At 68.8% G+C, this 26057-nt stretch carries 19 protein-coding genes and 1 pseudogene; 5 read left to right on the forward strand and 15 right to left on the reverse strand.

Annotated elements, in window-relative coordinates:
• Positions 1 to 322 precede the first annotated feature (322 nt).
• Positions 323 to 946 (forward strand): short chain dehydrogenase, encoded by a 624-nt coding sequence (locus NM961_RS21675; protein ID WP_255916519.1) that lies wholly within the window; start codon positions 323 to 325, stop codon positions 944 to 946.
• A 37-nt stretch (positions 947 to 983) separates the two neighbouring features.
• Here NM961_RS21675 and NM961_RS24395 read toward each other — a convergent pair whose 3' ends face one another.
• Together NM961_RS24395 and NM961_RS24400 are read right to left on the reverse strand one after the other, a co-directional pair.
• The gene (locus NM961_RS24395; RefSeq protein ID WP_439334237.1) at positions 984 to 1388 is read right to left on the reverse strand and encodes a GNAT family N-acetyltransferase; all 405 of its coding nucleotides are present in this window, start codon (positions 1386 to 1388) and stop codon (positions 984 to 986) included.
• Between the two features lie 318 nt (positions 1389 to 1706).
• A pseudogene (locus tag NM961_RS24400) lies at positions 1707 to 1979 on the reverse strand (MarR family winged helix-turn-helix transcriptional regulator); the annotation flags it as partial.
• A 179-nt stretch (positions 1980 to 2158) separates the two neighbouring features.
• On the opposite strand from NM961_RS24400, the gene NM961_RS21685 reads away from it, so the two are divergent.
• Entirely contained in the window at positions 2159 to 3844 is a 1686-nt protein-coding gene (locus NM961_RS21685; protein ID WP_255916521.1) for an FG-GAP repeat domain-containing protein, read from the forward strand.
• 283 nt (positions 3845 to 4127) lie between these two features.
• Here the strand turns inward: NM961_RS21685 and NM961_RS21690 are convergent, their stop codons facing one another.
• Positions 4128 to 4607: a GreA/GreB family elongation factor gene (locus tag NM961_RS21690; RefSeq protein WP_255916522.1), complete on the reverse strand. Its 480-nt coding sequence runs from the start codon at positions 4605 to 4607 to the stop codon at positions 4128 to 4130.
• A gap of 270 nt (positions 4608 to 4877) precedes the next feature.
• Here NM961_RS21690 and NM961_RS21695 point away from each other — a divergent pair, with 270 nt between their 5' ends.
• Positions 4878 to 5270, forward strand: a complete 393-nt coding sequence (locus tag NM961_RS21695) for an MAPEG family protein (RefSeq protein WP_255916523.1) — start codon at positions 4878 to 4880, stop codon at positions 5268 to 5270.
• Between the two features lie 547 nt (positions 5271 to 5817).
• On the forward strand, positions 5818 to 7950 hold the full coding sequence (locus NM961_RS21700) for a phosphocholine-specific phospholipase C (RefSeq protein WP_255916524.1): 2133 nt from the start codon (positions 5818 to 5820) through the stop codon (positions 7948 to 7950).
• Here the strand turns inward: NM961_RS21700 and NM961_RS21705 are convergent.
• The 6 genes from NM961_RS21705 to NM961_RS21730 all read right to left on the reverse strand — a co-directional run bounded on the left by NM961_RS21705 (position 7940) and on the right by NM961_RS21730 (position 16072).
• The gene (locus NM961_RS21705; protein ID WP_255916525.1) at positions 7940 to 8353 is read right to left on the reverse strand and encodes a hypothetical protein; all 414 of its coding nucleotides are present in this window, start codon (positions 8351 to 8353) and stop codon (positions 7940 to 7942) included. The two genes, NM961_RS21700 and NM961_RS21705, sit on opposite strands and share 11 nt — an antisense overlap.
• A gap of 152 nt (positions 8354 to 8505) precedes the next feature.
• Positions 8506 to 10206: a carboxypeptidase regulatory-like domain-containing protein gene (locus tag NM961_RS21710; RefSeq protein WP_255916526.1), complete on the reverse strand. Its 1701-nt coding sequence runs from the start codon at positions 10204 to 10206 to the stop codon at positions 8506 to 8508.
• A complete protein-coding gene (locus NM961_RS21715) occupies positions 10203 to 12341 on the reverse strand; it encodes a DUF4175 domain-containing protein (RefSeq protein WP_255916527.1) in 2139 nt (712 codons plus the stop codon). Before NM961_RS21715 ends, NM961_RS21710 begins: the two co-directional genes overlap by 4 nt.
• Entirely contained in the window at positions 12338 to 13486 is a 1149-nt protein-coding gene (locus NM961_RS21720) for a BatA domain-containing protein (protein ID WP_255916528.1), read from the reverse strand. The genes NM961_RS21715 and NM961_RS21720 overlap by 4 nt, the downstream gene beginning before the upstream one ends.
• Positions 13477 to 14382, reverse strand: a complete 906-nt coding sequence (locus tag NM961_RS21725; RefSeq protein ID WP_255916529.1) for a DUF58 domain-containing protein — start codon at positions 14380 to 14382, stop codon at positions 13477 to 13479. The genes NM961_RS21720 and NM961_RS21725 overlap by 10 nt, the downstream gene beginning before the upstream one ends.
• A 691-nt stretch (positions 14383 to 15073) precedes the next feature.
• Positions 15074 to 16072 (reverse strand): AAA family ATPase, encoded by a 999-nt coding sequence (locus tag NM961_RS21730; RefSeq protein ID WP_255916530.1) that lies wholly within the window; start codon positions 16070 to 16072, stop codon positions 15074 to 15076.
• Between the two features lie 222 nt (positions 16073 to 16294).
• Here NM961_RS21730 and NM961_RS21735 point away from each other — a divergent pair, with 222 nt between their 5' ends.
• Positions 16295 to 16600 (forward strand): hypothetical protein, encoded by a 306-nt coding sequence (locus NM961_RS21735; protein WP_255916531.1) that lies wholly within the window; start codon positions 16295 to 16297, stop codon positions 16598 to 16600.
• Between the two features lie 35 nt (positions 16601 to 16635).
• Here the strand turns inward: NM961_RS21735 and NM961_RS21740 are convergent, their stop codons facing one another.
• From NM961_RS21740 to NM961_RS21765, 6 genes are all read right to left on the reverse strand, one after another.
• Positions 16636 to 17352 carry a DUF4159 domain-containing protein gene (locus tag NM961_RS21740; RefSeq protein ID WP_255916532.1) on the reverse strand — a complete coding sequence of 239 codons (717 nt, stop codon included), beginning with the start codon at positions 17350 to 17352 and terminating at the stop codon, positions 16636 to 16638.
• A 546-nt stretch (positions 17353 to 17898) separates the two neighbouring features.
• On the reverse strand, positions 17899 to 19239 hold the full coding sequence (locus NM961_RS21745) for a TldD/PmbA family protein (protein WP_255916533.1): 1341 nt from the start codon (positions 19237 to 19239) through the stop codon (positions 17899 to 17901).
• Positions 19240 to 19259: 20 nt separating this feature from the next.
• Positions 19260 to 20891 carry a TldD/PmbA family protein gene (locus NM961_RS21750; RefSeq protein WP_255916534.1) on the reverse strand — a complete coding sequence of 544 codons (1632 nt, stop codon included), beginning with the start codon at positions 20889 to 20891 and terminating at the stop codon, positions 19260 to 19262.
• Positions 20892 to 21355: 464 nt separating this feature from the next.
• Positions 21356 to 23572 carry a TonB-dependent receptor family protein gene (locus tag NM961_RS21755; RefSeq protein WP_255916535.1) on the reverse strand — a complete coding sequence of 739 codons (2217 nt, stop codon included), beginning with the start codon at positions 23570 to 23572 and terminating at the stop codon, positions 21356 to 21358.
• 264 nt (positions 23573 to 23836) lie between these two features.
• Positions 23837 to 24985: an N-acetylglucosamine-6-phosphate deacetylase gene (gene nagA, locus NM961_RS21760; RefSeq protein ID WP_255916536.1), complete on the reverse strand. Its 1149-nt coding sequence runs from the start codon at positions 24983 to 24985 to the stop codon at positions 23837 to 23839.
• Positions 24985 to 26025, reverse strand: a complete 1041-nt coding sequence (locus tag NM961_RS21765) for an SIS domain-containing protein (protein WP_255916537.1) — start codon at positions 26023 to 26025, stop codon at positions 24985 to 24987. The genes nagA and NM961_RS21765 overlap by 1 nt, the downstream gene beginning before the upstream one ends.
• Positions 26026 to 26057: the final 32 nt, after the last annotated feature.

Consider the following 26057-nt stretch of genomic DNA (forward strand, 5'->3'; position numbering starts at 1 on the left):
GTGGGTGTCCCGATCTGGGGAAGTATGGGTGTCCTGAATTGGGGGCGGACGAGGGGGCGGGGAAAGTGGGTGTCCCGATTCGGTACGTGAAATGTGGGTGTCCTGAACCTGGGACGTCCTCGGCCTGGCCTCAACCCAGGGACGGGGAAAGTGGGTGTCCTGAACTTAAGGGACGGCCCTGATCTCCGGTCTGACGTGGCCGCCTGGACTCTCCCCCTTCCAATCCCGGTCCCTATCCCCAATCTTTGGCCGCTAAGCGCTGTCTGGTGAACGACTGTCGGTTTTTCCACCCGATTCCCCGTCCGCAACTCCGGAGCCTGCCATGCAACCTCCCCAACCTCCTCCGCCCCGCGTGCTGTTGATCGGTGCCGGCGGCACCCTGGGGCGGGCGGTCGCCGCCGAGCTGGCGCCGCGGCATGACGTGATTACGGCCGGGCGCAACAGCGGCGACCTGCGCCTGGATCTGCGCGATGCCGACAGCATCCGCGCCGCGCTGGCCCAGGCCGGGCCGCTGGATGCGGTGGTCTGCGCCGCCGGCAATGTGCATTTCGCGCCCTTGCTGCAACTGTCCGCAGCCGACTGGTCGGTGGGGCTGGAGGACAAGCTGATGGGCCAGGTGCGTCTGGCCCAACTGGCGGCGGAGTACCTGCGCGACGGCGGTTCCATCACCCTGATCGGCGGCATCCTGGCGGAGCAGCCGATACGCCAGGGCGCCTCGGCGTCATTGGTCAACGGCGCACTGGAAGCCTTCGTGCGTGCCGCGGCGATCGAACTGCCGCGCGGGCTGCGCATCAACCTGGTCAGCCCCAACGTGTTCATCGAGTCGATGCCGGCCTATGGCCCGTATTTCCGCGGTTTCGACGCGATACCCGTGGCGCGCGCGGCGCTGGCTTTCAGCCGCAGCGTGGAAGGCGCGCAGACCGGGCAGGTGTACCGGGTCCACTGAACAAGGGCCCGGTCCTTTGCGTCCTCGTCCCGGCGCATCAGGCACTCGGCACAAGCTCCGACTCACGCCGCACCGCTTGCGCTTCCTCCGAATCCCAGATCATGTACACATCCGACCGGCTGTAATGCGAGTCCGGCTTCAGACTGGGCTGATGGCGGAAACCCATGCTCTCGTACAGCCGCAGCGCCGGCGTGAGCTTGGTGCTGGATTCGAGGAAGAAGGTCTTGCCGCCGCGCTCGCGGAACACGTCGATCGCGCGCGCCAGCAGGCGCCGGCCTATGCCCAGGCCGTGCAGGGATTCGTCCACCGCCATCTTGGTCAGCTCGAACACGCCGGGTGATTCCTGCTTCAGCGCGCAGGTGCCCAGCACCTGGCCGTCCAGCACGGCGAACAGCACTTCGCCGCCGCCGGCGAGGATCTCGCCTTCCGGATCCGACAGCACGCGATGGTCGATCTCCTCCAGGTAGAAATATTTGCGCAGCCAGTCCGCATTGAGCCGGTAGAAATGCTCGCGCAGCGAGGGATCGAAACCGACCACTTGCACATTGGCCTTGTCGTTGCGGCTGCACTGCTCGGCGATCGCCGCACCAAGATCGCCGTCGAGCACGCGCTCGAAGCGGTCCAGCGTATGCAGTACGTCGATGCCGGCCTCGGCGCAGCGCTGCTGCAGCACCTGGATGATGGCCTTCCAGGCCGGGCGCGCCTGGCGTATCGCCTGGCGCGACTGCTCCGTGAGGCTGAGGCAGCGGCGGCGGCGGTCGGCCGGATCCTCGGTCACCGCGAGCCAGCCGTCGGCGACCAGCCGGTCGGCGAGCTGGCTGACGGCGGAGTGAGTCTGGCCGATATGGCTGGCGATGCTGCCCACGCTCTGCGGGCCCTGGTCGTCGATCAGGCGCAGCAGCGGAAACCAGCGGCCCTGGATGGGAATGCCGCGCAGGCGGTAGACCTCGTCGGCGATGCTGTAGAGCTGGTCGCTGATGGCGCGGAAACGGCTGCCCAGGGCCAGCAGGCCCACGTCGGCGAGGAAGGTCATGGAAATCGTCCAGCTATTGTGTAAGTACTAACATAAATCCTGTCCGAGCGGCTTTGCAAGCCGTCCGGCGGGGATTTTGCGCGGCGCGTCGGCGCGCCCGCCGCGCGGGTTTGCCCGAGGCGGGGCAGGCCGGGATCATCGCTGCTGCACTCGCCGGGCCGCCGCAGGAACCGCCGCTCATGACCGACTTTCCGCCGTTCCACCGCAGTCCGCATTGCGCCCGCGCGCACCGGGCCGTGCCTCGCCGCGCCGGTACCGGCCGCACCCCGCAGCAGTCGCTGATACCGCTGGCCCTGGGCGCCGCTGTGCTGTTGCTGGCCGCCACGCCGCTGCGGGCTGCCGTACCCGCGCCGCTGCCGAAATGGAGCTACGCCGGCTGCAGCGCGGGAGATTGCCAGACCGGCTGGTACGCCTCGCCCGCGGCCGGTGACATTGACGGCGATGGCCAGGCCGAAGTTGTCTGGGGCGGCCAAAACATTGCTGCCTACACCGGTTCCACCGGCGCGCAGGAATGGCAGCAGGCCGGCAGCGGCCGCATCTGGCCGGCCATAGGCCTGGCCGATCTCGACGGCGACGGCACGCTGGAAATCGTCGTCGGCCGCAACGGCAACCAGCTCACCGTCTACGCCGGTAACGGCACGACCAGATCCGGCTGGCCCAAAAGCCCGTTCAGCGGCGGCGAAGTGCGCACGCTGGCGCTGGAGGACCTGGAAAACGACGGCGATCTGGAAATCATCGTCGGCCGCGCCAGCAGCGGCGGCGACCGCCAGGTCAGCGTGTATGAGCACAACGGCACCGTACGCCCGGGCTGGCCGGCCCGGCGCACAGGCGAACCCGGTTTCGGCGCCGGCATGTACAACGAGAACATCGCCGTCGCCGATCTCGACAACGACGGCGCCAAGGAAATCTACGCGCCCACCGACACCCACTACATCACCGCGCTGGCGCCCAACGGCGACCAGCTGCGCACGAACGCGGTCTACGGTCTCAGCGCCGGCCAGCTCAAGACCTGGGCCCAGGTCGGCGTGCATGTGGACCAGGCCGCCGACTTGCAGGGCTTCGCCAATTGCGGCACGCAGCATCGTCCCAATTTTGCCAATGCCGCACCGGCCGTGGCCGACCTGGACGGCGACGGCACGCTGGAACTGGTCTTCCCCGGCGATGTATACAACTGCGCCATCGGCGATCCCGACGGCGACCTGTATTACCTGCCCTGGATACTGCGGCGCGACCGCACGCGCTGGGCCGGCTCCGGCTTCGACTGGACCGTGCTGCCGCCGCCGGGCGCCAGCGGCGCCGCGCTGAGCCAGGATTTCAGCGTGATCGAAAGCTCCGTCAGCAACGCCGCGCTGGCCGATCTGGACGGCGACGGCCGCAAGGAAATCCTGTTCGCCAGCTACGACGGCAAGCTGCACGCCTGGTGGCTGGACAAGACCGAAAAACACAGCTGGCCTTACGACGTCCCCGGCAGCGGCATCCGCTTCGCCGCCGAGCCCGTGGTCGCCGATCTGGACAACGACGGCTGCGCCGAAGTGCTGTTCACCTCCTACCCGGAAAAACGCGACAACCTCGTCGGCCAGTTGCACGTACTCAACTGCCGCGGCGAATCCCTGCAGGCGCTGAACCTGCCCGCACCGCGCGGCGACAATTGGAACGGCGGCCTGGGCGCACCGACCCTGGCCAACCTCGACGCCGATCCCGACCTGGAAATCGTCGCCGGCACTGCACAGAGCGGCCTCGTAGCCTGGGATCTGCCCGGCAGCGCCACCGCGCGCGTGCTATGGGGCACGGGTCGCGGCAGTCAGCGGCGTACGGGTATGGCGGTGGTGGTGTCCGAGCGGATATTTGCGGATGGGTTTGAATAGCGGGGATTCGGGAAGCGGGATTGGAGATTGGCGCTGCGTACCCGTTGCGTCGCAGTATCCGAGGCTTCGCACAGGACGCATTGCCACGATTTCGCAGAAGAAGCGCACCCTCTCCCCCAACACGCACGCGTTTGGGGGAGAGGGTTGGGCTGAGGGGGCGCCGCCCGAACCTCGGCGCGAAGTTCAGATTATCGCCACAGGGCGCGGCCGTATTCGCGGCGCAGCAGTTTCAGCTTTCGCGCCGAAAAACGTGAAGCCTGTCCGCAGCCGCGCCGCGAATCCTTCAGTCGTAGCGTATCCCCACGATCTCCAGCCGCAGGTCCCCCGCCGGCCGCCGCCAGGTCACTTCATCGCCGACACGCGCGCCGAGCACGGCCTGGGCCAGCGGCGAGAGCCAGCTCACGCTGCCTTGCTCCGCGTCGGCCTCGTCTTCGCCGACGATGCGGTAGCGCGAGCGCTGGTCGTTCTCGTCGACGAGGTCGACCACGGCGCCGAAGGCGACGCGGTCGCGCGGCTGGACGGCGGGGGCGACGACGATGGCGCTGGCGATGCGGGCTTCCAGCCAGCGCAGTTCGCGCGCGACGGCCTGGGCGGCGGCCTGGTCGTCGAGCAGTGCTGCATCCTGGGCCCGGGCGCGCAGTTCGCGCAGACGCTGCTGCTGGCGCGACAGACCGGCCGGCGTGGTGCGGTTGGGATGTTCGCTGAGCGGAATTTCCGGCAGCGGCTCGACCTGGTCGGATTCTTTGACGAAGGCGCGGCTCATGGCGGCGGTGCTCCTTTTGGCAAAGACGGGAAGTGCCGGCCGACGGCCGGCGATGAAGACGCGCTGACAGCGGCCGCGGCCGGCCGCTGCGGCGGCAGGCACTGGGACAAGATGGCGTGTGCGCCACCGAATTCAAGCTGGCGTATCCGCACTGGAATCCGCGCCCGTCCGCGTGCCGCACCGATGCGGCACGCGGACGAGTGAGGGGCTTGCCCAAGACGCGGCCCGCCGGTGCTATCGTCGCGCCTCCCTCATCTGCAGGAAAACTCCATGTCTGCCCACCTGCCCGCGGTCGTCGTCGTGCTCACGGTGCTGCTGCTGTTCTTCGTCACCTGGCAGGTAGGCCGGGCTCGCGGCCGCTACGGCATCCGTGCGCCGGCGACTACCGGCAACGAGCATTTCGAGCGGGTGTTCCGCGCGCAGATGAACACGATCGAGAGCACGGTGCTGTTCCTGCCGGCGCTGTGGCTGGCGACCCAGTACAGCAGCGCCCTGCTTGCCGGCATCGGCGGCTTGGTCTGGGTGGCCGGGCGTTTCTGGTACGCGCTGGCCTATTCCCAGGCGGCGAACAAGCGCGGTGCGGGCTTCATCATCTCCATGCTGGCCGCGCTGGCGCTGCTGCTGGCGGGCAGCTGGGGACTGCTGCGGGTGCTGCTGGCCTAAGGGGCGGCGCCGGCCGGCATCTGATGCAATGCTGAAATGCGCTGACAATTTTCAGCAAAGGCCCCGGGCTGTCCGCAGTCGGTTCCGATGCGGCGGCCGTGCGCCTGACTCTGTTTCCGGCAGGCGCACGGCCGCTTCTCCCTTTAGCCGCGGCTGCTCCGGCCGCGCAGCGTGCGTGCTGCGGAACCGCTGCGTCCTCCAAACGGCTCGACGCCGGCGTGAATGCACCGGCCAGGACTCTGCCTGTCTGCAAAACCATTCCGTACGGCGGCGCCGTACGGTCGGCCGGCTTTGCGCTGCACTTGCCGGCATGGAATGCGCCGTCGATGCAGGCACGAACGCAGGCCGGCAGCGCCGCGGTCCATGGGCCGCCACGGCAGGACTGATCCTGCGCCGGCCGTAGGCGGCTGCTGGCATTTCCGCGCCGCAATTCCGCAAAAATCCAAACCTTCAACTGCCTTAAACCTCGCTGCAACAAAGCCCGCCGAGCATGCGCGCCGCGCCCCGGAAAACGGCGGCACTCGTCCACTGCAGCGGAGGCAGGTCCATGGCCGGCACCAATCGACGCGAATTCCTGCGCCTGGCGGCGGGCTCGGCCGGCGCGGCGGCGGTACTGGCGGCGCTGCCGCCGGCGATACGCGAAGCGCTCGCGGTGCAGCCGGCGCGCGTGACCGGCACCATCCAGGACGTGGAACACGTCGTGGTGCTGATGCAGGAAAACCGCTCCTTCGACCATTACTTCGGCGCGCTGCGCGGCGTGCGCGGCTTCGACGATCCGCGTCCCATCCCGCTGCCCGGCGGCGTGGACGTATGGCAGCAGCCGCGCAGCGGCAGCGGCCGGCTCGCGCCGTTCCGTCTGGACACCACGCTCAGCGGCGCCCAGTGCATGGCTGATATCGACCACAGCTGGAAGGGCAACCATGCGCGCTGGAAAAACCACGACAACTGGGTGCGCGAGAAGGGGCCTATGTGCATGGGCTACTTCACGCGCGCCGACCTGCCGTTCTACTACGCGCTGGCCGATGCGTTCACTGTCTGCGACGCCTGGTTCTGCTCCGTGCACGGGCCTACCAATCCGAACCGCATGCATCTGTTCACGGGCACCAGCGGCCTGGCCGTGGGGCGGCCCGGCAATCACGCGGTGAACAATGTGGACGACGGCAACTGGACCGCCGACATGGCGCGCGACAATGCCGGCTTCAGCGCCTTCGACTGGATCACTTACGCCGAACGCCTGCAGAACGCCGGGGTGAGCTGGAAGGTGTACCAGGAATACGACAACTACGGCGACAACTCGCTGGCCTATTTCCGCAATTTCCGCGGCCTGGACACGAATTCGCCGCTGTACCGCCGCGGCCGCGACTGGGCGCCGGGCTCCAGCGCGGCCAACGCCTACCAGACCCTGGGCCTGCCGCTGATCGAGCAGTTCCGCAGCGACGTGCAGAACGGCACCCTGCCGCAGGTGTCGTGGATCGTTGCGCCGTTTTCCATGTGTGAACATCCGGAGGCCGCGCCGGCCTACGGCGAAGCGCTGACGGCGCGCCTGCTCGCCGCGCTGGCGGCGAACCCGGCGGTGTGGTCGCGCACCGTGTTCATCATCACCTACGACGAGAACGGCGGCTTCTTCGACCATATCCCCTCTCATGTGCCGGCGCTGACCGCGGCGCTGGGCAAGAGCACGGTGGCCACGGCCAGCGAAAGCTACAACGGCGTGCCGGTGGGTCTGGGCGTGCGCGTGCCGACGCTGGTGGTGTCGCCATGGAGCCGCGGCGGCTGGGTCAATTCGCAGGTGTTCGATCACACCTCGGTGATCCGCTTCCTCGAAGCGCGCTTCGGCGTGGCCGAGCCGAACATCGGCGCCTGGCGCCGCGCCATGACCGGCGACCTGACCTCGGCCTTCGATTTCTCCGCGCCGCAGCCGCTGTGGCCGGCGCTGCCGGATACCTCGCACAGCATCGCCAACGCGGACCTGAGCTGCCAGCTCGGCGCGCCCCCCGCGCCGGCCGCGGGCGCCGTGCCGGCGCAGGAAGCCGGCAGCCGGCCGGCGCGCGCCCTGCCGTACGAACTCAGCGTCAACGGCCGCATCGAGGCGGACAGCGGCCGCTACTGGCTGGATTTCTTCAACGACGGCAGCGCCGGCGCCGGCCTGAATGTCTACGCCGGCAACCGCAGCGACGGGCCCTGGTTCTATTCGCTGGAAGGCGGCACGGCACTCAGCGACTACTGGAGCGCCCAGGCCGTCACCGCCGGCATCTACGATCTGCGCGTACACGGCCCGAACGGTTTCCTGCGCGAATTCAGCGGCGATATCGCCCTGGGCCTGGCCGGTGCGAATCCGGAAGTGGTGGCGCTGTACGACACGCCGGAGAATGCCCTGGTGCTGCGCCTGAGCAATTCCGGCAACGCCGCCTGCCGCGTCAGCCTGGCGGCGAACCGCTACAGCCGCGCACCGCTGCAGCAGTACGACCTGGCTGCAGGGGCCACGGTGGATGTGTCCTGGCCGCTGGACGCGGCCGCGCGCTGGTACGACCTCAGCCTGCGCAGCGACCACGACGCGCAATGGCTGCGTCGCCTGGCCGGGCATATGGAGAACGGTACGGCCGGCGTCAGCGATCCGGCCCTGGGCAGCCGTGCCGGAAATCTGTTCCGCGACGGCTTCGACGGCCCGCTCAGCGCGTGAAATAGCACTCCATCGCGCGGCGGTAGTCCGTCGCCTGGCTGCGCGGGTCCAGGTTGCGGTTCATGCAGCTGGCCAGCTTGGCGCTGTTGGGCGAGACCGGGCCCAGTTGCTTGGCCAGGGTGTTGATGATGTCGTAGGCCAGCATCTGCTGGTCCACGCAGTCATAGACCGAGGCCTTGGTGTCCAGGCGGAAGCAGTACATGGAGAGGCGGTCGCGCACCTCGCGGCGCTGGCGCGCGACGGCCTGGCGCACGCGCTGCTGGCGCACGTAGTCCGATTCGGGCAGCGGCGCGGCGCTGAGGCAGGCCTGTGCGGTCCAGTTGCCCTGGGCGTCGCGGCATTTGTAGCTCACTCCGGGCAGGCTCAGGTTGAGCGCCAGAGCGAGTGCGAAAATTGCCTGCATCGAGCTTCCCCCCGGAGCCGTTCACCACCACGACGGTAGCGCGTTTCGGCCTTGCGTCAAGACAGTGTGGACGGCCAGCGTGGCCCTGGTCACAGAATCCGCCGGCGCCTGCGCGCAGCGGTGCCGCAGCCGCTTGCACAGGACGTGCCGGATCATGCGTCGGCCGCAGGCCGGCGCTGCAGCCACCACAGCAAGGTGGCCGGCAGCAGCCAGGCCAGGAACCAGGGCCAGCGCGCACCGGCGGCGCCGGCTGCCGCGTTGGGCTGGCCGCCGCCGGCGAGGACGCGGGTGGCGGCCTGCAACTGGGTCTGGTGCAGGCCGGGCGCGTCTTCGGCGGCGCGCACGTAGAACGGCTGGCGCGTGTCGCCGGCCTGTAGTTCGTGCCAGCCGGACAGGCGCGGCCAGAAGCCGGCGCAGTAGGTCTGCGCGTCCGCCCGCCGCGGCAGCAGCGGCGTCATGCCGGCATCGGGCGCGCGTACTGCGAGCGATGCCTCGCCGCTGCACAGCAGGCTGCGCTCGCCGCGCCAGGCGGCTTCCGGCAGCAGGGCGGCGGCCTGCGCGCGCGGCCGCGCCAGCGCGTCGGCGAGTTGCGCCCACAGCACATCGTGCAGGCCGGCCTGGCCGCTGGTCACCAGGGCACTGCTGCCCTGCAGCCACCAGGCGCCGATGCGGCCCAGGCCGCGGTTGCGCGCCACGCCCAGTGGCTTGCCGTCGGCGGCGGCGGCCAGCACCTGCAGCGGCCCGGGCGCAGCCTGCAGCGGCAGGCGCTGCAGCGCCTGGCTTTCCGCGGCGCCGGGCAATTGCAGCCTTGTATCCATGGCTACATTGCGCAGATCCAGCCCGGTCGCGCGCAGTTCCGCCGCCAGTGCCGGCGGCAGCGGGCCGCCCAGGCGCAGCAGCAGGCCCAGGCCTTCGTCGACCGCGGCCAGCAGGCGGGTCCGGACATTTTTGTCCAACTGCGACCAGGCGCGTTCATCCACGATCACGAGATCGGTCTGCGCCAGCGCGGCCGCGTCCAGCCCGGCCGCGCCGCGCTGCTGGGCGATGCCGCGGCTGAGCAGGGTGCGCGCGGACACCGAGTGGCCCGCATCCAGCGCCCAGCGTTGCAGGTATTTCAGATCCGGGTCCGGCCCGCCGGACAGCAGCATCAGGCGCAGCGCGGCGCCGGCTTCCACCCGCACCGGTACGGCGAGACGGTCGAGCACACTGCCGTCGGCGCCGAGCAGGCGCAGTTCGTAATCCACCGTGCCGGCGCGCCGGGCCAGGCTGTCGAAGCGGAAGCGGCCTTGCGCATCCGGCGCGGCCTGTACCAGTTCGGCGGCGCCGGGCTGCTGCAGCGCGACCTGCAATCCGGCTGCGCCGCGTACGCGGCCCTGAATGGCGAAGCCATGGCCGGCGCGGATCGCCGCGGGCAGCTGCAGTTCGGCGAAGCCGCGCGCCGGTTCGGTTGCATCGAAACGCAGCGGCCAGCCGCGCGCGGCGTCGCGGTCGGCGGCGCCCAGGCCCAGTCCGGTCACGTGCAGCGCGGCGACGTCCGGGTGACGGCGCAGCGCGGTGGCGAGATCCGGCACCTGTTCGATACCGGCCTCCACCGCGGCGCCGGGCAGCGCGACGCGGCGCGCGCCCGGCGGCAGCTGCGCGATCTGCGCCGGTGTCGTGCCAGCGGTGAGCACGGCCAGCACGGTGTCCGTGCGCTGCGGCGGCGGATACAGCAGCAGGTAGAACAGCAGCGGTGCAGCCAGGCTGGCGAGCAGGCCCAGCACGCGGCGCAGGCCGCGCAGGCGCCAGCATTCGATCAGACTGAAGACGGCACCGGCCAGCAGCGCAATGGTGACGATGAGCTGGGTACTCATGGCGGCGCCTCCGCGGCCTGCAGCGCCTGCAGATAGGCCTTGCCGGCGGCGCCGCCGCTGCGGCGTCCGGCCGTTGCGGCGGCCGCGCGCGGCAGCAGCGGCCACAGGCGGCCGCGCAGTTCGTCACGGCAGCGGGTGCAGGCCGGATCGCGGCGCCAGCTGTCGGCGGCGGCGGCCAGGTCCAGCGTGCCCGGCGCGTTCGGGTCGCGCTTGCCCAGCCAGCTGTCGAAGCCGGCCCAGTCCGGCGCCTCGTTGCGTTCCAGCGCCTGCCAGAATGCGTCGAGCTGCGGCTCCGGCACAGTTGCGACATTTGCCGCATTTTCGCTGTTGCGCACATCCTTGCGTTCGCCGCTGAGCCGGCGCGTCTCGTCCACCGGCGGCAGTTCCAGGCCGACCCGCGCCAGATAGATGCGGCTGGCCTGCTGCACCAGCTTGATCTGCTCCAGCGCCTTGTATTCATGCGGCAGGGCCGCGGCCGGCGCGCCGCTGCGCAGTTGCAGTTCCGCCTGCCACATCGCCTCCAGCGCGACCCTGAGGATGCGCTTGGTATCCGGATCGAGCAGAGTGGCGGCTTCGGCGTGGTCGTGGGTATGGCCGAACTCGGCCAGCACATTGCCGGCATCGCCGAAGCGCTTGGCCGGCGCGGCGGCGTGATCGTCGTGGCCGGGGGCTTCGGCGGCGTGGTCTTCGTGTTCCTCGCCTGCTTCCTTGTCGCCGGATTCTTTCTTCGCCGCCGGCTTGGGGCCGTGGCCGCCGCCGCTCTCGAATTCCTCGCCCAGGAACTGGCCGTAGCGCAGGCGCAGGATCTTCTGCTGCACGCCCAGTTCGTCGGACTTGTCGACGAAGGCTTCGGCACTGAGTTTGGGCTTCTCGGCGATCAGCGCCTCGGTATCAATGATGATCTGGCGCTGGCTGCGGAAATACGCCGGCAAGGTCTTGCGCACCAGTCCTTCCACGCCTACGCCCTGGTCCGCCTGGGGCGGCGGCAGGCGCAGGATGTAGCTGGCGCTGCGGCTTTGCTGCGGCTGCGGCTCGCGTTTGTCGCTCACGTCCAGGCGCACGATCAGCTCGTCGCCCGCGGCGAGATTCAGCGCGGCCAGGTCGATGCGATGGCGGTAGCGCCGCTCGCGCGCCGTGCCTTCGCCGCGCAGGCGCAGGCTCTGCTGCTGCACCTCGATGTTCTCGCCGCTGCCCTGGGCGCGGGTGATGTCGAGCACGGCCTCGCCCAGGCCGTAATCGTCGCTGGCGCGGAAATCGAAATCCCAGGCGTCCTGGCCGGCTTCGCGCAGGCTCAGGGTCTTGTCCGGCGCTTCCACGCGGATCTGCGGCGCCTGGTCGGCGATGGTGTCCAGGCGGTGGCGGCGGTCTTCGGCCAGCGCGCCGTCGGCGTCGGTCTCGATACGGTACAAGGCGGCATTGTCCAGTTTTGTCTCGCCGCTCCAGCTGTCGCCGGCCGGCTGCAGCGCCAGCGTGCGGCCGTCGTGGAAGCGCAGCCGCACCGCGCGCGGCGGCGCGGAGAAGCGCAGCTGCCAGCGCAGCAGCGAGCCTTGCGGCACGCGCGCGTCCAGTCCGTCCTGCTGGCTGGCGCCCAGGCCGGTATAGCGCGGCGGTGTGATATCCAGGCGTTGCGCGAGCAGGCGCAACGGGCCGGATTGCGCGGTTTCTGCGGCGGCGCCGGGCGCCGGCACGGTGGTTTTTTCCGGCGACCACAGCGACAGAAGCAGCAGCACGCCGCTGAGCGCGAGGCTGGCCGCGATCGCCGCGCGCGGCCAGGCCGGCCGCAGTTCCGGCAGCTGCTGCGCCAGGCGCGCCAGCAGGCGCTCGCGCTGCAGCCGGGCCAGCGGCGGGAGCGTGTCCGCAGCGGCCAGCAGCAGTGCGGCGCTATCCTCGCAGCGCGGATCGGCTGCATCCAGCGCGCGCACCAGCCAGCGCGGCTGGATGCGGCGCAGGTCCTGCCATTGCCACAGCAGCAAGGTCAGTACTGCCGCGGCGGCGGTCAGCAGCGCGGCTGTGGTGCCGACCTGGCGCAGCGCCAGCCAGGTCAGCGCGGCCAGCGGCGGCAGCGCCAGCAGCAGCGCAATGGCGCGGCGGCGGCCGCGCACGGCGGCGAGGGCGGAATGCAGCAGGCGGTTCATGCGCGGCGCCGGCGGTAGTACAGCGAAAGCGCGCGTTCGGCCAGGAAGGCCAGGGCGGCGAGCAGGATCAGCGGCGGTGCCAGCGGCCGCGCCGCCGGCGTACCGCGCGCAGCGCCTTCGCGCGGCGGCAGGTGGGCGGCGAAAGCCCAGTCCGGCACCAGCTGTGGCGGCAGCAGCGCGCTGCGCAGGGTTTGCGGGAATGTGGCGTCCAGCAGCAGCGGCAGTTGTGCCGGGTCCAGCGGCTTGCTGAAGCTCAGCAGGCGGCCGTTACCGTGGGCTTTGGCCAGCAGCAGCGGCGCAGCATCGCTGTCGCGTGCGATCACTTCGGCATCGGCCAGCTGCGGTGCGTCCAGCAGAGCGGTACCGCCGGCTTCGACCCAGCGCAGCAGCGCCGGCGACGGCTCGCCGGCCAGCCAGAACACCAGGGCGGTGTTCGCGTCCAGTGCTGCTTCGGGCGCTTCCTCGGTCAGCGGGAAGCGTTCCGGTTCGATCTGGTTCCAGGCCTTGACCGCGGCCTGCAGGTAGATCCGCGCCGGGACATCGGCGCCGCGCAGCGAAATGCGCAGACGCGGCGCGGGCAAGGCGCTGAGCGCACCGGGAGCCTGCGCGATCACTTGCCAGTCCACCGCGCGGCTCAGCGCGATCTCGCCGCCGTCCAGGCCGTGCAGCGTGCCCGGCACGATCACATGCAGCCGCGCCGAGGGCGCAAGTTCGCTGTCCAGTTCACGCAGCAGGCTGGCGCTGGCCTGTGCCTCGGCGGCGCCGTGCGCGGCATTGTCCAGGGCGGGAAACTGCGGCAGCAGCCAGCGCCACTGCGCCCGCGGCAGCGCCAGCTGCGCACGCGCCTGGGCTGCATCCACGCCCGGTGCCACGACCACCCACTCGCCGTCGCGCGTGGCCGCGCCGCGCCACTGCGGCTGCGCCAGCAGCAGCGCCAGCAGGGCCAGCAGCACCAGGCGCAGCAGCAACAGCGGCCACTGTTCCAGCTGTATGCGCCGGCGCGGCTTGGCCGGTCCGCGTATCCAGCGCAGCGCGGCGAACAGCGTCGCCTGCTGTTCTTGGCGCCGGTGCAGATGCAGCAGCAGCGGAATCAGCAGCGCGGCCAGCGCGGCCAGCCCCAGCGGCAGCAACAGGCTCAATCCCATGCCTGTTCTCCACCTGGCCGCGTGCCGAACAGCTGGCGCAGCGCCGCGTCGGCGGGCTGGTCCAGGAAATGCGTGGCCAGGCGTATGCCGCTGGCAGTCAGGCGTGCGCGCAGCGCCTGGCGCGCCGCGGCGAAGGCCTGCAGATATTCCGCGCGTGCGGCGGCCGGATCGGCCAGCACCTGCCTGTCCGATTCCGGATCGACGAAACGGCGGCTGCCGCGGAACGGGAAATCGCGTTCTTCCGCCGTGAGAATCTGTATCAGCGCTACCTCGCGCCGCGCCGCCGCCAGCCGTTGCGCCAGCGCGATGGCGGCTTCGTCGAAACCGTCGCTGAGCAGCACGACCAGCGACGCCGGCGCTATCCGCTCCCACAACGGCAACGACTGCGCCGCCGCAGGCCAGTTGCCGCGCGCCTGCCAGCCCAGCATCTCCTGGATGCAGCGGTCGCGCTGGCGCGGTCCCAGTCCCAGATCGACGAAGGACTGCACCTGATCCGACAGCGCCGCCAGGCCGAAATGATCGCCCTGGCGCAGCGCAAGCTCGATGACACAGGCTGCCAGGGTCCGCGCCGCGGCCAGCCGCGAATGCTGTGGGTTCGCTGCATCCGCCTGTGCCATCGAGGCCGTCGCATCGACCAGCAGCCACAACTCCAGCGGCGAATCGCGTTCGGATTCGCGCACGAAATAGCGGTCCGAACGCGCAAACAATTTCCAGTCCACCCGCCGCGGCTCATCCCCCGGCGCATACGCGCGGTACTGCGCAAACTCCAGCCCCACACCGCGGCTGCGGCTGCTGTGCTGGCCCAGCCCCTGGCCGCCGGCGGCCAGGCGCGGCGCCAGGCGCAGATCGCGCAGGCGGGCGCGCAGGGCGGGGGAGATAAGTTCCGTGGAACTCATGGGTGGATGCGACCTGGTGGCTGGAGGGAGCCGGTGAAGTGAAGGCGGAGCGCAGATGGATGGCTTTGGATTGGGGTGTGCATGGACGGGCTACCGCCGGGTCGGCAGTGCGAGCTTCGCTCCGCGACGACGCAGGACAAACCGTGCGACGGCGCAGGCGATACGTTCGCCGCCCTGTCTTGTTTCGCGCTGCCTTTCGTCCGATCCAGCCCAACGACCGGAATACGTGCGGTTGGGGTGAGGGGGAAACGCGGACTAATGCGGCCAAGCTGGGTTTTTGCCGTATTGCGCAGCACAAACCTTCGGCGAAAGCCCGGCTTCGAAGCAAACTGACACGCCGCCCCCTCACCCAATCCTCTCCCCCAAGCGAGCTTGGGGGAGAGGGCTTTGCGGCGAGGCGATGGAGGCAGTTGCGCTACACCATCATCGCCAACCGTCGCTGCCGTGGTTGCCGTCACGGCTTCCGGGATGTGTCTCTTTCTGTCTGCGCGTTCTTTGCACAAGCAAAGGAAGCGCGGGTCGGGCGCCGCGGATGACCGAAAGCCTCTGGCATCGCGCGGCGTTCGCTCTGCGGGCGAGCGAAAGCCTTTGGCCAGGCCATCGCGCAGCGTCGCCACCGGAAGAGGCAAGAAGCCTCCGCCGCCGCCAGCCCCAGAAAACCGGCCCGCCAGGAAATTGAAACCCACTCCACTCATCCGCGCGGGAACTCCACCCCCTCCAGCACCGCCCCTACCACATCATCCCCAGACCGCCGCTCCGCCTCCGCCACGAACGACAGCAACAGGCGGTGCCGCATCACCGGCGCCGCCAGTGCGCGCACATCCTCGCGCGTGGCCGCCAGCCTTCCGTGCAGCAGTGCGCGCGCCTTGCAGGCCAGCACCAGCGATTGCCCCGCGCGCGGCCCGGCGCCCCAGCGTACCCATTCCTTCACTTGTGCAATGGTGGACGTCTGCGGCCGGGTCGCGCGCACCAGGCGGGTGATCCAGGTCAGCACGTCCTCGCTCACGTTCACCTGCCGCACCAGCTGCTGCAGGGCGATCAGTTCCTCCCCGCCCATCACCGCCTGCACCGCGCCGGAGGCCTGGCCCGTGGTCTGCTGCAGGATGGCGCGTTCCTCGCCCTCGTCGGGATAGTCCACGCGCACATGCAGCAGGAAGCGGTCGAGCTGGGCCTCGGGCAGCGGATAGGTGCCGGCCTGTTCCAGCGGATTCTGCGTGGCCAGCACGAAGAATGGCTGCGGCAGGGCGTGGGTGACGCCGGCGTAGGAGACGGTGCGCTCCTGCATCGCTTCGAGCAGGGCCGCCTGCGTCTTGGGCGGCGTGCGATTGAGTTCGTCGGCGAGCAGCAGGTTGGTGAACACCGGGCCGCGCTGGAACTTGAAATGGCGCCGGCCGGTGCCGTGGTCTTCTTCCAGGATCTCGGTGCCGAGTATGTCGCTGGGCATCAGGTCCGGAGTGAACTGGATGCGGTGGAAATCCAGGTGCAGGGCCTGGCCCAGGCTGCGCACCAGCAAGGTCTTGCCCAGGCCGGGCACGCCTTCGAGCAGGCAGTGGCCGCCGGCCAGCAGTGCCGTGAGCAGCTGTTCGACCACTTCCCGCTGGCCGACGACGGCAGCGCCGATGGCATTGCGCAGCGCGTGCAGCTGGTCGAGCTGGGCCTGCAGGGACTGTTCGGTCAGGGGCGTGGTCATTGCGTGATCCGTACGAAGTGAGAGCGGGAAGTGCGCCGGCCGCGGCTGCGGCAACGGACTTCGACGCTGCATTCTCGGCCGAAATTACGTGGGCTTAAGCCTGCCATTGGTCAGGGCGGCGCGCGGCGTGATTGTGCATTGCCGCTGGATTGCGCAGGCCCCGGCGCAGGAGCTCGGTCCCTGCCCGCGGGTCCACGGACTGCGGCTGTGCGGGAGCGGAAAATGACCGGCGATGGATGGCTGACCCAGGTTTTCGCCGTGTGCGGATGGGTCTGGCTGATACTGGCCGTGGCCGTGCAGCTGCTCAATCTGCTGTATCTGGTGCACAACGCCCTGGGCAAGGGCAATCCTTTGCAGATCCATGCCGTGCCCGTGATGCTCTGGGCGCTTGCGCTATTGTGCCGCCGCGAGGGGTTCTTCATCGCGTCGCCGCTCGCCGAGCTGGGCGTCGTAGCCGCAGTCCATGTCGCGTTCGACATCGTTGCGGCGAGGGTCGAACGGCGCGCGCGGCGCAAGGTGCGTAGGTAGCGTCCGGAAGTTCCGTCGGCGTGCGCCGCGGCCGCTCAGGCCGTCAGTGCGTAGATCACGATATTGACGCCGAACTTGGTGTTGTCCTCGGCCAGCCAGCGCTTGTTGCGCCAGTCGTAGTCCCACTCGCAGCCGTAGTCCTTGTTGCTGTAGAGCAGGCCCAGGCGGCCGTTGATGCTGATGCCGCGCAGATAATCGTGGACGATGTCGTCGCCCCAGCCATTGAGTTCGAAGCTGGTCGCGGGCGGATCGTCGAAGTGGAAGAAGCTGTGGTAGATCGGATGCTTCTTCGGCAGCTTCTGCAAGGCCTCGGGGCCGAAGATCGCCGCCATCTGCGCTTCAAAGGACTTGGCGAACAGGCCGTCGATATCGTGGTTGCAGTCGTCCACGAAGACGAAGCCGCCGTTGCGCACGTAGCGCTCGAAATTGCGTTTTTCCTCGGGATTGAATTCGACCAGCTTGTGCCCGGCCAGATAGCAGAAGCTGGCTTCGAGCATGCGCGGATCGGCCAGCGGCAGCACCTGTTCCACCGGGTCCACGCGCAGGGTGGTGTACTGGATCAGCGCGTCGATCAGGTTGGACGGCATGCGCTGATCCACGTCCCAGTCGCCGGATTCGTACATCAGGCGGGTGAAGCGGAAATCGTAGTTCTTCGCGGGTTCCGCGCCTTTTTCCGCCGCACGCAGCAAAGGCGCGAAAGCGGTGCCGGCGCCGGCGGCGAACAGGAGGCGGAGGAATTCGGCGCGGGTCATGGGAGTGGGGTTAGATGCGCTGGTCTGCGTGGTGCCGGGTTGCGGTGTGGTGGGCTATCTGATGGCGGGGCTATTTGCTGATGATGGGGCTATTTGATGCCGGGACTGTGTGGTGCTGAGGCTGTGTAGTGATGGGGCTGCGTGGTGCTCGGGCTGCGTCGTGCGTGGTGCCGGGGCTGCATGGTGCCGGCGCCGCGTAATGCTGGGGCGTACTACGCCGTGCAATGTGCTGCAGCAGATAACCGCTGCGGGAGCCCCGCCTTTCCCTCTCCCCAAGCCCGCTTGGGGGAGAGGGCAGGGTGAGGGGGCGACGTGTCCGTCGGGAAAGCGCCCAGGTTTTCGCCGGTGATGCCAAGTGAGGCTCGCGAAAACCGCTGCGGTGAGAAAGGCTGAGACGTTGCCCCCTCACCTCAGCCCTCTCCCCCAAGCGGGCTTGGGGGAGAGGGAGCGGGAACATCTTGCAGCGGGGCGGGCAACCCGCCGCTGCGGTCAACGCTCACCGGAACCAGTCAGGCCCAATCAATCAGACGCAATCAACCAATCCGGTCAAACCGCATCCGACAGCGACGTAAACGTGAAATCGCGAATCTTCATCGGCGGAATCATCATCACGAACGGCGATTCGTCATCGCCGACGCGCACCGGCTTGCCCAGTTCCTCGATGTTGTTGAGCATGATGACCGGCGATTCGTTGAAGCGGAAATTCTTGATCGGGTGCTTGATCTCGCCGTCCTCGATGTAGAAGGTGCCGTCGCGGGTCAGGCCGGTCAGCAGCACGGTCTGCGGGTCGACCAGGCGGATGTACCAGGTGCGCGTGACCAGGATGCCCTTCTTGGTGCTCTTGACCAGTTCGGCGGTGCTCTTGTCGCCGCCGAGCATGATCAGGTTGCCGGGCAGGCCGTTGGCCTTCTTCTTTTTCTGCTCGGCCCAGTAGCGCGAATACTGCAGGTATTCGACCTTGCCCTTGTTGATGATGTCGAGGCGCTCGCGCGGCAGGCCGTCGTTCTGCAAGTCCCAGGGCACCACGGCGGCGTCCTTGTCCCAGGGGTCGGAGTAGATGGTCACGCGCTCGTCAAACAGTTTCTCGCCGAGCTTGTTGCCGCCGCCCTTCTTGGACAGGAAGCTGCGGCCTTCGTCGGACTGGCGTGCGTCGAAGCCGAACATCATGAAGGAGATCAGGCCGGCGCTGGCGGCCGGTTCCAGGATTACCGTGTACTTGCCCGGCTCCAGCGCCTTGGCTTCGGCCGAACGCTTGGCCTTGTCCATGGCGATGGCGATTTCCTTCTTGGCGTCGAAGGCTTCGACGTCGCGCAGGTTGCGCGCGACCCAGCCCGAGCCGCGGCCGTCGTCGGTACGCACGGTACAGGTGAAGTCAACGCCGGCGGACTTCTGGTAGCCCCAGTTGCCCTTGCTGTTGGCGATGGCGGTGAAGCTCTGGTTGTCCGACAGGAAGCCGGCCGCGACCAGCTTGTCCTTCTTGCAGGGCTCGATGCAGGCGGCGGCGACTTCGGCGCGGTAGTCGGGCGTGATCGCCGCGGTCTTGGCGCTGAAGGTCTCGCTGGGCTTGTATTCCTGCTTTTCGATCGCCGGCATGAACTCCGGATTTTCCGGCGCCAGCCTGGCCAGCTCTTCGGCGCGGCGCACCACTTTTTCCAGCGAGGCGTCGTCGAATTCGTTGATGGTCGCCGCGCCCACGCGCTTGCCGAAGGCCACCTGCACGGCCAGCTGCGTATCGTCGACGATGCCGCTGGTCGACACGCTGTTGAGCGCGTAGCGGATGTTGCCGGTGATCGAGCCGCTCAGCGATGCGCTGCACTCGTCGGCCTTGGACAGTTTGATGACCTTGTCCAGGATGGTCTTGGCTTCCTGCTCGGTGAAGATACCCATGGTCGATTCTCCTGGTCGGATCAGCCGAGGCTGCGTGCCGTGTTGATGACGTTGATGCCGTTGAAGCGCGCCGTGGACGAGCCGTGCGAGACCGCCGAGACCTGGCCCGGCTGGCCCTTGCCGTCGAAGAACGAGCCGCCCATGCGGTAGTCGCTCTTGTCGCAGACGGCGGTGCAGGCGTTCCAGAACTCCGGCGTGCGGATCTGGTAGGCCACGTCCTCGATCATCTCGGTGACCTTGCCGTTCTTGATTTCATAAAACAGCTGGCCGCCGAACTGGGCGTTGTAGCGCTGCTGGTCGATGGAGAAGGAACCGTCGCCGATGATGTAGATGCCGTTCTCGATGTCCTTGATCATGTCGGCCGGGCTGAGCTTGTCTTCGCCCGGGGCCAGCGACACATTGGCCATGCGCTGGAACTGCACACTGGACCAGGAATCGGCGTAGCAGCAGCCCTGCGATTCCTTCAGGCCCAGGATATGCGCCTGGTCGCGGATGACCTGGTAGTTGACCAGCTTGCCCTTGCTGACCAGATCCCAGCGCTGGGTCTTGACGCCTTCGTCGTCGTAGCCGACCGCGCCCAGCGAGGTGGGCTGGATCTTGTCGGCGAACAGGGTGACCTTTTCGCTGCCGTACTGGAACTTTTCCTTCCACTTGTCCAGCGTGGCGAAGCTGGTGCCGGCGTAGTTGGCCTCGTAGCCGAGCACGCGGTCCAGTTCCAGCGGATGGCCGACGGATTCGTGGATGGTCAGCCACAGGTGCGAGGGATCGAGCATCAGGTCGTACTTGCCCGGCTTGACCGAGCGCGCCTTGAGCTTTTCCTTGGCCTGTCTGGCCGCGGCGACCGCGTCCTCGACCATGTCGTAGGAATTGCCGTAGACCACCGCGCCGCCGGGCAGGGTGACCTTGTCGGCCGCCTTGGGCGTGAGGTATTCAAAGCCCATGCCGCGCGGATCGGAAAGGCCCTGGCGGATGCGGAACTTGCCGCTTTCCTTGTCCACCGCCGTGACCGTCATCGGCGCCCAGATGCGGTGCACGTCCTGGTCGATGTAGGAACCGTCGGTGGAGGCGAAATACTTCTGTTCGTTGACCAGGAACAGGGTGGAATTGATGAAGCTGGCGCCGGCCTTCATCGCCGCGGCGTTGACGGCCAGCAGCAGGTCGACCTTGTCCTTGATCGGCACGGCCATCGAGTTTTTTTCGATCGGCGTCTTCCAGCTCACCTCGCCCACGCCCTTGACCGGGGCCAGTTCCACCGGCTTGGCCTGCAGGCGGGAATTGGCCTTGGCGATGGTGACGGCCTGGCGCGCGGCCTTGGCCACGCCGGCGGTGGTGGTATCGCTGGTGGCGGCGAAGCCCCAGGTGCCGTTGGCGATGACGCGGATGCCCACGCCGGAGGATTCGGTGTTGACCACGTTCTCGACGCGGTCTTCGCGCGTGACCACGAACTGGCGCAGGTAGCGGCCTATGCGCACGTCGCAGTAGGTGGCGCCGTCGGCCTTGGCGGCTTCCAGCGCGGCGTCGGCCAGGCGCTTCTTGGTCGCCACATCGACCGTGGTCAGCAGTTCTTCGGCGGCGATGGCGCGGCCGTAAACGGGCAGCAGCAGGGCACCAAGACCGGCACCGGCGAACTGCAGAAAATCGCGTCTGTCCATACTCACTCTCCCAAGGGCGCTAACGGTTTGGCGGCGGCCTGCGGCGGACCAGGAGCTGCGCAGAGGCCGGGGGCGTCCGATCTTGGGACAGTGCGCGGGCTTCGTCACGTGACGAAGGGCATGGGTGGGCGTGGGCCGAAACGGGCGGATCTTGACCGCCGTGGGGTGTCGGCCTTGCGCCGGAAGGCCGGTGCCGCGCGAGGAAGTGCCGAGGCGCGGCCTGCCTGGGCAAGGCGAAACGGCGGTGGGTCGGCGGCCGCCGCGCAACTGGGTGCGCACAGGTGCAGGTCAATGCCGCGGCGGCCACGGGCCCGTCCCCTGTTGCCGAATTTGCCCGTTCGCCCTCGCGGGGCCGGCGGCTATGGATCCAGCCCGGGTCCGGGCGCCGGATCCGGCGGGGCGGCGCGAGTCTCGCGCCTGCGGCGACAGGCCGGGGCGGCGCCGGCGCGCCGCCCCGGCGTGGCTCAGAACTCGAACGACGCGCCGGCGTAGTAGCTGCGTGCGGTGCCCGGTTCGATCGCGTTGGAGAACACGCGGTTGTAGTACTTGCGGTCGGTCAGGTTGCTGACGCCGGCCAGCAGCCGCACCGAGCGGCTGATCCAGTAGTCGCCGCTGAGATCCACGAGCGTGTGCTGCGGCACCTTGGCCGGGACGTAGCGGCTCGCGTCGGTCGGGAACGCCGGCAGGTTGGAGTCCTGGAAGTACTGGCTGGCCGTGCTGACGCAGGACAGCATCACCTTGAAATGGTGATCCTCGCGCCAGTTGAGTCCGGCGCGGGCCAGGTAGCGCGGCGAGAACGCCGGCTTGTTGCCGAGGTTGGCCGGATTGCGTGTGGAACGGAACTCGGCATCGAGCAGCGCGACGTTGGCGAACACCGAGAAATGCTGCTGTGTCTGCGGATCGCGCGCGGCGAGGAAGTCGTAGTCGATCTGGCCTTCGAAGCCGCGGTGACGGGTGTCGCCGGTGTTGACGTTGATGGTGTTGTTCGGCGGTGCGCCAGGACCGGCCGGCTGGCTTTCGATGCGGTCGGTCACGTTCACCTGGAACAGGCTGACATCGTAGAACAGCCCGTTGCGCGGATTGCCGTGCACGCCGGCCTCGAACGAGAGCACATGGGTCGGGTCGGGATCGTTGATCTGGCCGGCAGCGGTATTGCCGAACGGCGAGCCCACGTCGAAGTAACGCACCGGGCGCCAGCCCTGCGACACGTTGAAATAGGTTTCGTTGAGGTGGCCGAAGTCATTGCCGAAACCGATGCCGAACAGCGGCACGTTGTGCGTCACCTTGCGATCGACCAGGTCGCGCGTGAGGTTGGGCGGCTTGACCGATTCATCGATGTCCACCGTTTCGCGTTCCAGCCGCACCGACGGCACCAGATGCCACTTGCCCCAGCGGAAAACGTTCTCCGCGAACACCGCGGCATAATCGGACGAACGTTCCTGATGCAGACGCGCGCAGTCGGTCTGTGCGGGTGTGAGGCAGGCCGGTCCGAAGCGCGTATGGCGGCCGGTACGACGATCGGCGACGGTCCACTGGCGGAACGGCGCGTCCGAGTGATAGCCGGTGACGCCCAGGGTGAAGGCATTGCCGCGCGCCCAGCGGTGCAGCAGGCGCGCATCAATGCCGCCGAAGCGGAATACGTCGTCCTGCAGTTGCACGGTCGCCGGTGCCGGCTGCGGCGATACGAACGGCGTCTGCGAACGCGAGGCCAGGTCCTGATAGCCGGTCCAGACCTTGGTGATGAGCTGCGTCCGCTCGTCGAAGCGGCGGTCGTGGGTGAGACTGAGCTGGTAGCGCTCGGTCCACAGCCGCGCATCCGGTGTGGTCGTGGTCTCCTCGTCGCGCAGGAACGTGGCGTAGCTCATCTTGCCGGGATCGCCGGTTTCCAGGTCGTAGGCGTGGAAATCCAGCGACCAGTACGCACTGGCGTCGGGCCGGTAGCCCAGATGCAGATCGGCGCCGCGCAGGCTGGAATCGCCGTTGTCGCGCTGGCCGTCGCTGCGGCGGTAGTGCACGTCGGCCAGATAGTCCCAGGTACCCGAGGTGCCGGAGATCTGGTTGAAGGTGGCGAACAGGTCGTTCTTTCCGATCACATTCTCGCTGTAGCCGGCCAGCGCGCGATCCGCCACGGGCTTGCGGCTGACCAGGTTGATCGTCGGTGGCGGCTGCGGGCCGTACAGCAGCGAGCTGCCGCCGCGGATGGACTGCACCTCGCTCAGGGTCTGCGGCAGCGGAAACACGAAGATGGTCGGATAGCCGATCCAGTCCGATTGCAGCGGAATGCCGTCCTGCAGCACGGTGACGAATTCGGATTCCTGCGGATTGCCGATGCCGCGATAGGCGAGGTTGGTCTGCCCCGGCGTCTGCTGTTCCGACAGCATCAGGCCCGGCGTCTGCGCGAACAGCCCGCGCAGGTTGTTGTCGATCACCGTCGGCAGTCGGTCGAGCTTGGTGATCGAAGTCTTCTTCGTCACCGTTATCAGCGGCCCGTTGACCTCGGGCATCAGGTAGTCGAGCTTCACCCGCCACGGCGCGGTGGCGCTGACGTCGATCTTGTTCAGGCGTACCGCGTCGTCCTTGGCCGGCCTCTCCCGGGCCTTGTCCGTCTGTGCGGCTGCCGTGCAGACGCAGGCAAATCCCAGCAGCAGAACCAGCGTTTCTTTCAACGGTGATGGCTTCATCAGTTACTCCCCTGCAACGGTTGATGCGAGCCTCCGCATTGTTGCCGGCGGGGATGCCGATGAAAGCGGCCTGTGGGCCTAGGTCTGAAGGGCCGGTTCTTCCGCGGCAGCTCGGTCCGTGGGCTTACTGGTTCCACTCGCCGCCGGTGCGGGCGGCATCAACCCGCCGATGCCGTTGCCCAGCCCTGCGGGCCTGCTGGCGTCAGCGGCCGACAGCCCGGCAAATTCCTGGCGAACCGGCGGGCAGGGCCTGCCCCGCGCGGGTCACTGCGATTCGGGCCGCCCGGAAACCCAGGTCTGCCGAATCTGCCACTCTGCGTTCATGCGCACGAGGTCGGCCGCGTAACCGGCGGCGATGCGGCCGTGGCTGTCACCGAGGCCGAGAAACTCGGCCGGATAGCGCGAGGCCATGCGCACCGCCTCGGCCAGGTCCAGGCCGACCTGCTCCACCGTGTTGCGCACGGCTGTCACCATGTCCAGGGTCGATCCGGCCAGGGCGCCCTGTTCGTTGACCGCCTTGCCCTCGCGCACGAGCACGCGCTGGCCGGCGAGCAGGAATTCGCCACGTTCGCCGCCGACCGGGGGCATGGCATCGGTGACCAGGAACAGCTTGCCTGCGGGCTTGGCGCGGATGGCCGTGCGCAGGCTGGCCGGGTGCACGTGCAGGCCGTCGACGATGATGCCGCACCAGCTGTCGCGGTGGTCCAGTGCCGCGCCCACGGCGCCGGGTTCGCGTCCGGTCAGTGGCGTCATGGCATTGAACAGGTGGGTGACGCCGCGCACGCCCAGGCCGAACGCGCGCATGAGCTGGTCGTAGCTGGCGGCGGTATGGCCGGCGGCGACGATGACGCCACGTTCGACCAGCGCCCGCAGCGCCGCGTCGGACACCTGTTCCGGCGCCAGGGTCACCAGCGTGCGGCCGCCGCGCAGGCTGGCGGCGAGCGCCACATCGTCGGCTTGCGGGCTGCGGAACCAGGCTGCATCGTGGGCGCCGCGCCGCTGCGGCGCGAGATAAGGGCCTTCCAGATGGATGCCGAGCACACCGGGCACGCCGGCGGCGATGGCGGCTTCGGTCGCGGCGATGGCGGCGGCCATGGTCTCGCGGCTGTCGCTGATCAGGGTCGGCAGGAAGCCCGTAGTGCCGTAGCGCCGGTGCGCGGCGCCGATGCGCGCGATGGCCGCGAGATCGGGCGTGTCGTTGAAGAGCGCGTCGCCGCCGCCATTGACCTGCACGTCGATGAATCCCGGCAGGAGATAGTCGCCGTGCAGACACACGATCTCGTCGGCCGCTGCTACGCGCCTGTCCCCGCGCGCGACAACGGCGCTGATGCGGTCGCCGTCGATCAGCACGGCCATGTTGTCGTGCAGGCCGTCGTCGAGCAGCACGCGGGCGTCGGTGAGGGCGGTCGTCATCAGACGGTTTCCGTGACCTTGTTGAGATGCGGCGGCAGGTCGGGATTGTGCCCGCGCCGCAGCGCCAGCGCATTGGCGGCGCGGTAGAAGCTCTGCACCTGCAGCAGCGGCGCGCAGACCGGATGCACCGCCGGGCCCAGCGGCAGGTTGCTGCCGGCCGGATCGCCCGGCGCGGCGACGAAGACCTCGGCGCCACGCGCACGGAATTCCTCCGCCGCGGCCAGGGTGCCGGCCTGGGTGCCGTCGTCCTGGGCGAACACCAGCAGCGGGAAGCCGGTGCCGATCAGCGCCATGGGGCCGTGCTTGACCTCGGCCGCGCTGAAGGCTTCCGCATGCAGGCCGCTGGTCTCCTTGAACTTGAGCGCGGCTTCCTGCGCGGCGCCCAGGCCCAGGCCGCGGCCGAGCACGAACAGGTTGCGCGCCCCGGCCAGGCCATCGACCAGCGGCGACCAGTCCAGCGCCCAGCTGTGCTGCATCTGCGCCGGCAGCTCGGCCAGGGCACGCTCCAGCTCGCGCTTGCCGCCCCAGGCGGCGACAAGCTGGATCAGCGAGGACAACGTACACAGATAGCTTTTTGTTGCAGCGACACTGCGCTCCGGCCCGGCGGCCAGCGGAATCACATCGTGGGCGACCGCGGCCAGCGGCGAATCCTCGACATTCACCAGGGCCAGCACGCGCGCGCCGGCCTGGCGCGCGGCTTCGGCATTGCGCACGAGGTCGGGGCTCTTGCCGGACTGGGAGATCGCCACGAACAGCGACGACTCCAGCTGCAGCGGTGCCGCATAGACCGAACTCACCGAGGGTGAGGCCGACGCGGTGCACAGGCCGAGCTGGGTTTCAAACAGGTACTTGGCGTAGGTCGCCGCGTGATCGGAACTGCCGCGCGCGCAGGTGACGATGAAACGCGGCGGCTGCGCCCGCAGCGCCGCCGCGATGCGCGCGATGGCCGCGCCATTCGCATCGTGCTGCGCGGCGATCAGGGCCGCGGCGCTGTGCGCTTCGCGGAACATCAGGGTGGATTCGGCGGCGGGTAGGGTCATGGGGATTCGGGATTGGGGAGTGGAGATTCGTG

The organism is Tahibacter harae (assembly GCF_024437735.1).
Classification (GTDB): Bacteria; Pseudomonadota; Gammaproteobacteria; order Xanthomonadales; family Rhodanobacteraceae; genus Tahibacter; species Tahibacter harae.

Bases quoted from the DNA above. Each gene is read 5' to 3' on its own strand.
- NM961_RS21675 (WP_255916519.1), top strand. From the start codon at position 323: ATGCAACCTCCCCAACCTCCTCCGCCCCGCGTGCTGTTGATCGGTGCC.
- NM961_RS21685 (WP_255916521.1), top strand. From the start codon at position 2,159: ATGACCGACTTTCCGCCGTTCCACCGCAGTCCGCATTGCGCCCGCGCG.
- NM961_RS21690 (WP_255916522.1), bottom strand. From the start codon at position 4,607: ATGAGCCGCGCCTTCGTCAAAGAATCCGACCAGGTCGAGCCGCTGCCG.
- NM961_RS21695 (WP_255916523.1), top strand. From the start codon at position 4,878: ATGTCTGCCCACCTGCCCGCGGTCGTCGTCGTGCTCACGGTGCTGCTG.
- NM961_RS21700 (WP_255916524.1), top strand. From the start codon at position 5,818: ATGGCCGGCACCAATCGACGCGAATTCCTGCGCCTGGCGGCGGGCTCG.
- NM961_RS21705 (WP_255916525.1), bottom strand. From the start codon at position 8,353: ATGCAGGCAATTTTCGCACTCGCTCTGGCGCTCAACCTGAGCCTGCCC.
- NM961_RS21710 (WP_255916526.1), bottom strand. From the start codon at position 10,206: ATGAGTACCCAGCTCATCGTCACCATTGCGCTGCTGGCCGGTGCCGTC.
- NM961_RS21715 (WP_255916527.1), bottom strand. From the start codon at position 12,341: ATGAACCGCCTGCTGCATTCCGCCCTCGCCGCCGTGCGCGGCCGCCGC.
- NM961_RS21720 (WP_255916528.1), bottom strand. From the start codon at position 13,486: ATGGGATTGAGCCTGTTGCTGCCGCTGGGGCTGGCCGCGCTGGCCGCG.
- NM961_RS21725 (WP_255916529.1), bottom strand. From the start codon at position 14,382: ATGAGTTCCACGGAACTTATCTCCCCCGCCCTGCGCGCCCGCCTGCGC.
- NM961_RS21730 (WP_255916530.1), bottom strand. From the start codon at position 16,072: ATGACCACGCCCCTGACCGAACAGTCCCTGCAGGCCCAGCTCGACCAG.
- NM961_RS21735 (WP_255916531.1), top strand. From the start codon at position 16,295: ATGACCGGCGATGGATGGCTGACCCAGGTTTTCGCCGTGTGCGGATGG.
- NM961_RS21740 (WP_255916532.1), bottom strand. From the start codon at position 17,352: ATGACCCGCGCCGAATTCCTCCGCCTCCTGTTCGCCGCCGGCGCCGGC.
- NM961_RS21745 (WP_255916533.1), bottom strand. From the start codon at position 19,239: ATGGGTATCTTCACCGAGCAGGAAGCCAAGACCATCCTGGACAAGGTC.
- NM961_RS21750 (WP_255916534.1), bottom strand. From the start codon at position 20,891: ATGGACAGACGCGATTTTCTGCAGTTCGCCGGTGCCGGTCTTGGTGCC.
- NM961_RS21755 (WP_255916535.1), bottom strand. From the start codon at position 23,572: ATGAAGCCATCACCGTTGAAAGAAACGCTGGTTCTGCTGCTGGGATTT.
- nagA (WP_255916536.1), bottom strand. From the start codon at position 24,985: ATGACGACCGCCCTCACCGACGCCCGCGTGCTGCTCGACGACGGCCTG.
- NM961_RS21765 (WP_255916537.1), bottom strand. From the start codon at position 26,025: ATGACCCTACCCGCCGCCGAATCCACCCTGATGTTCCGCGAAGCGCAC.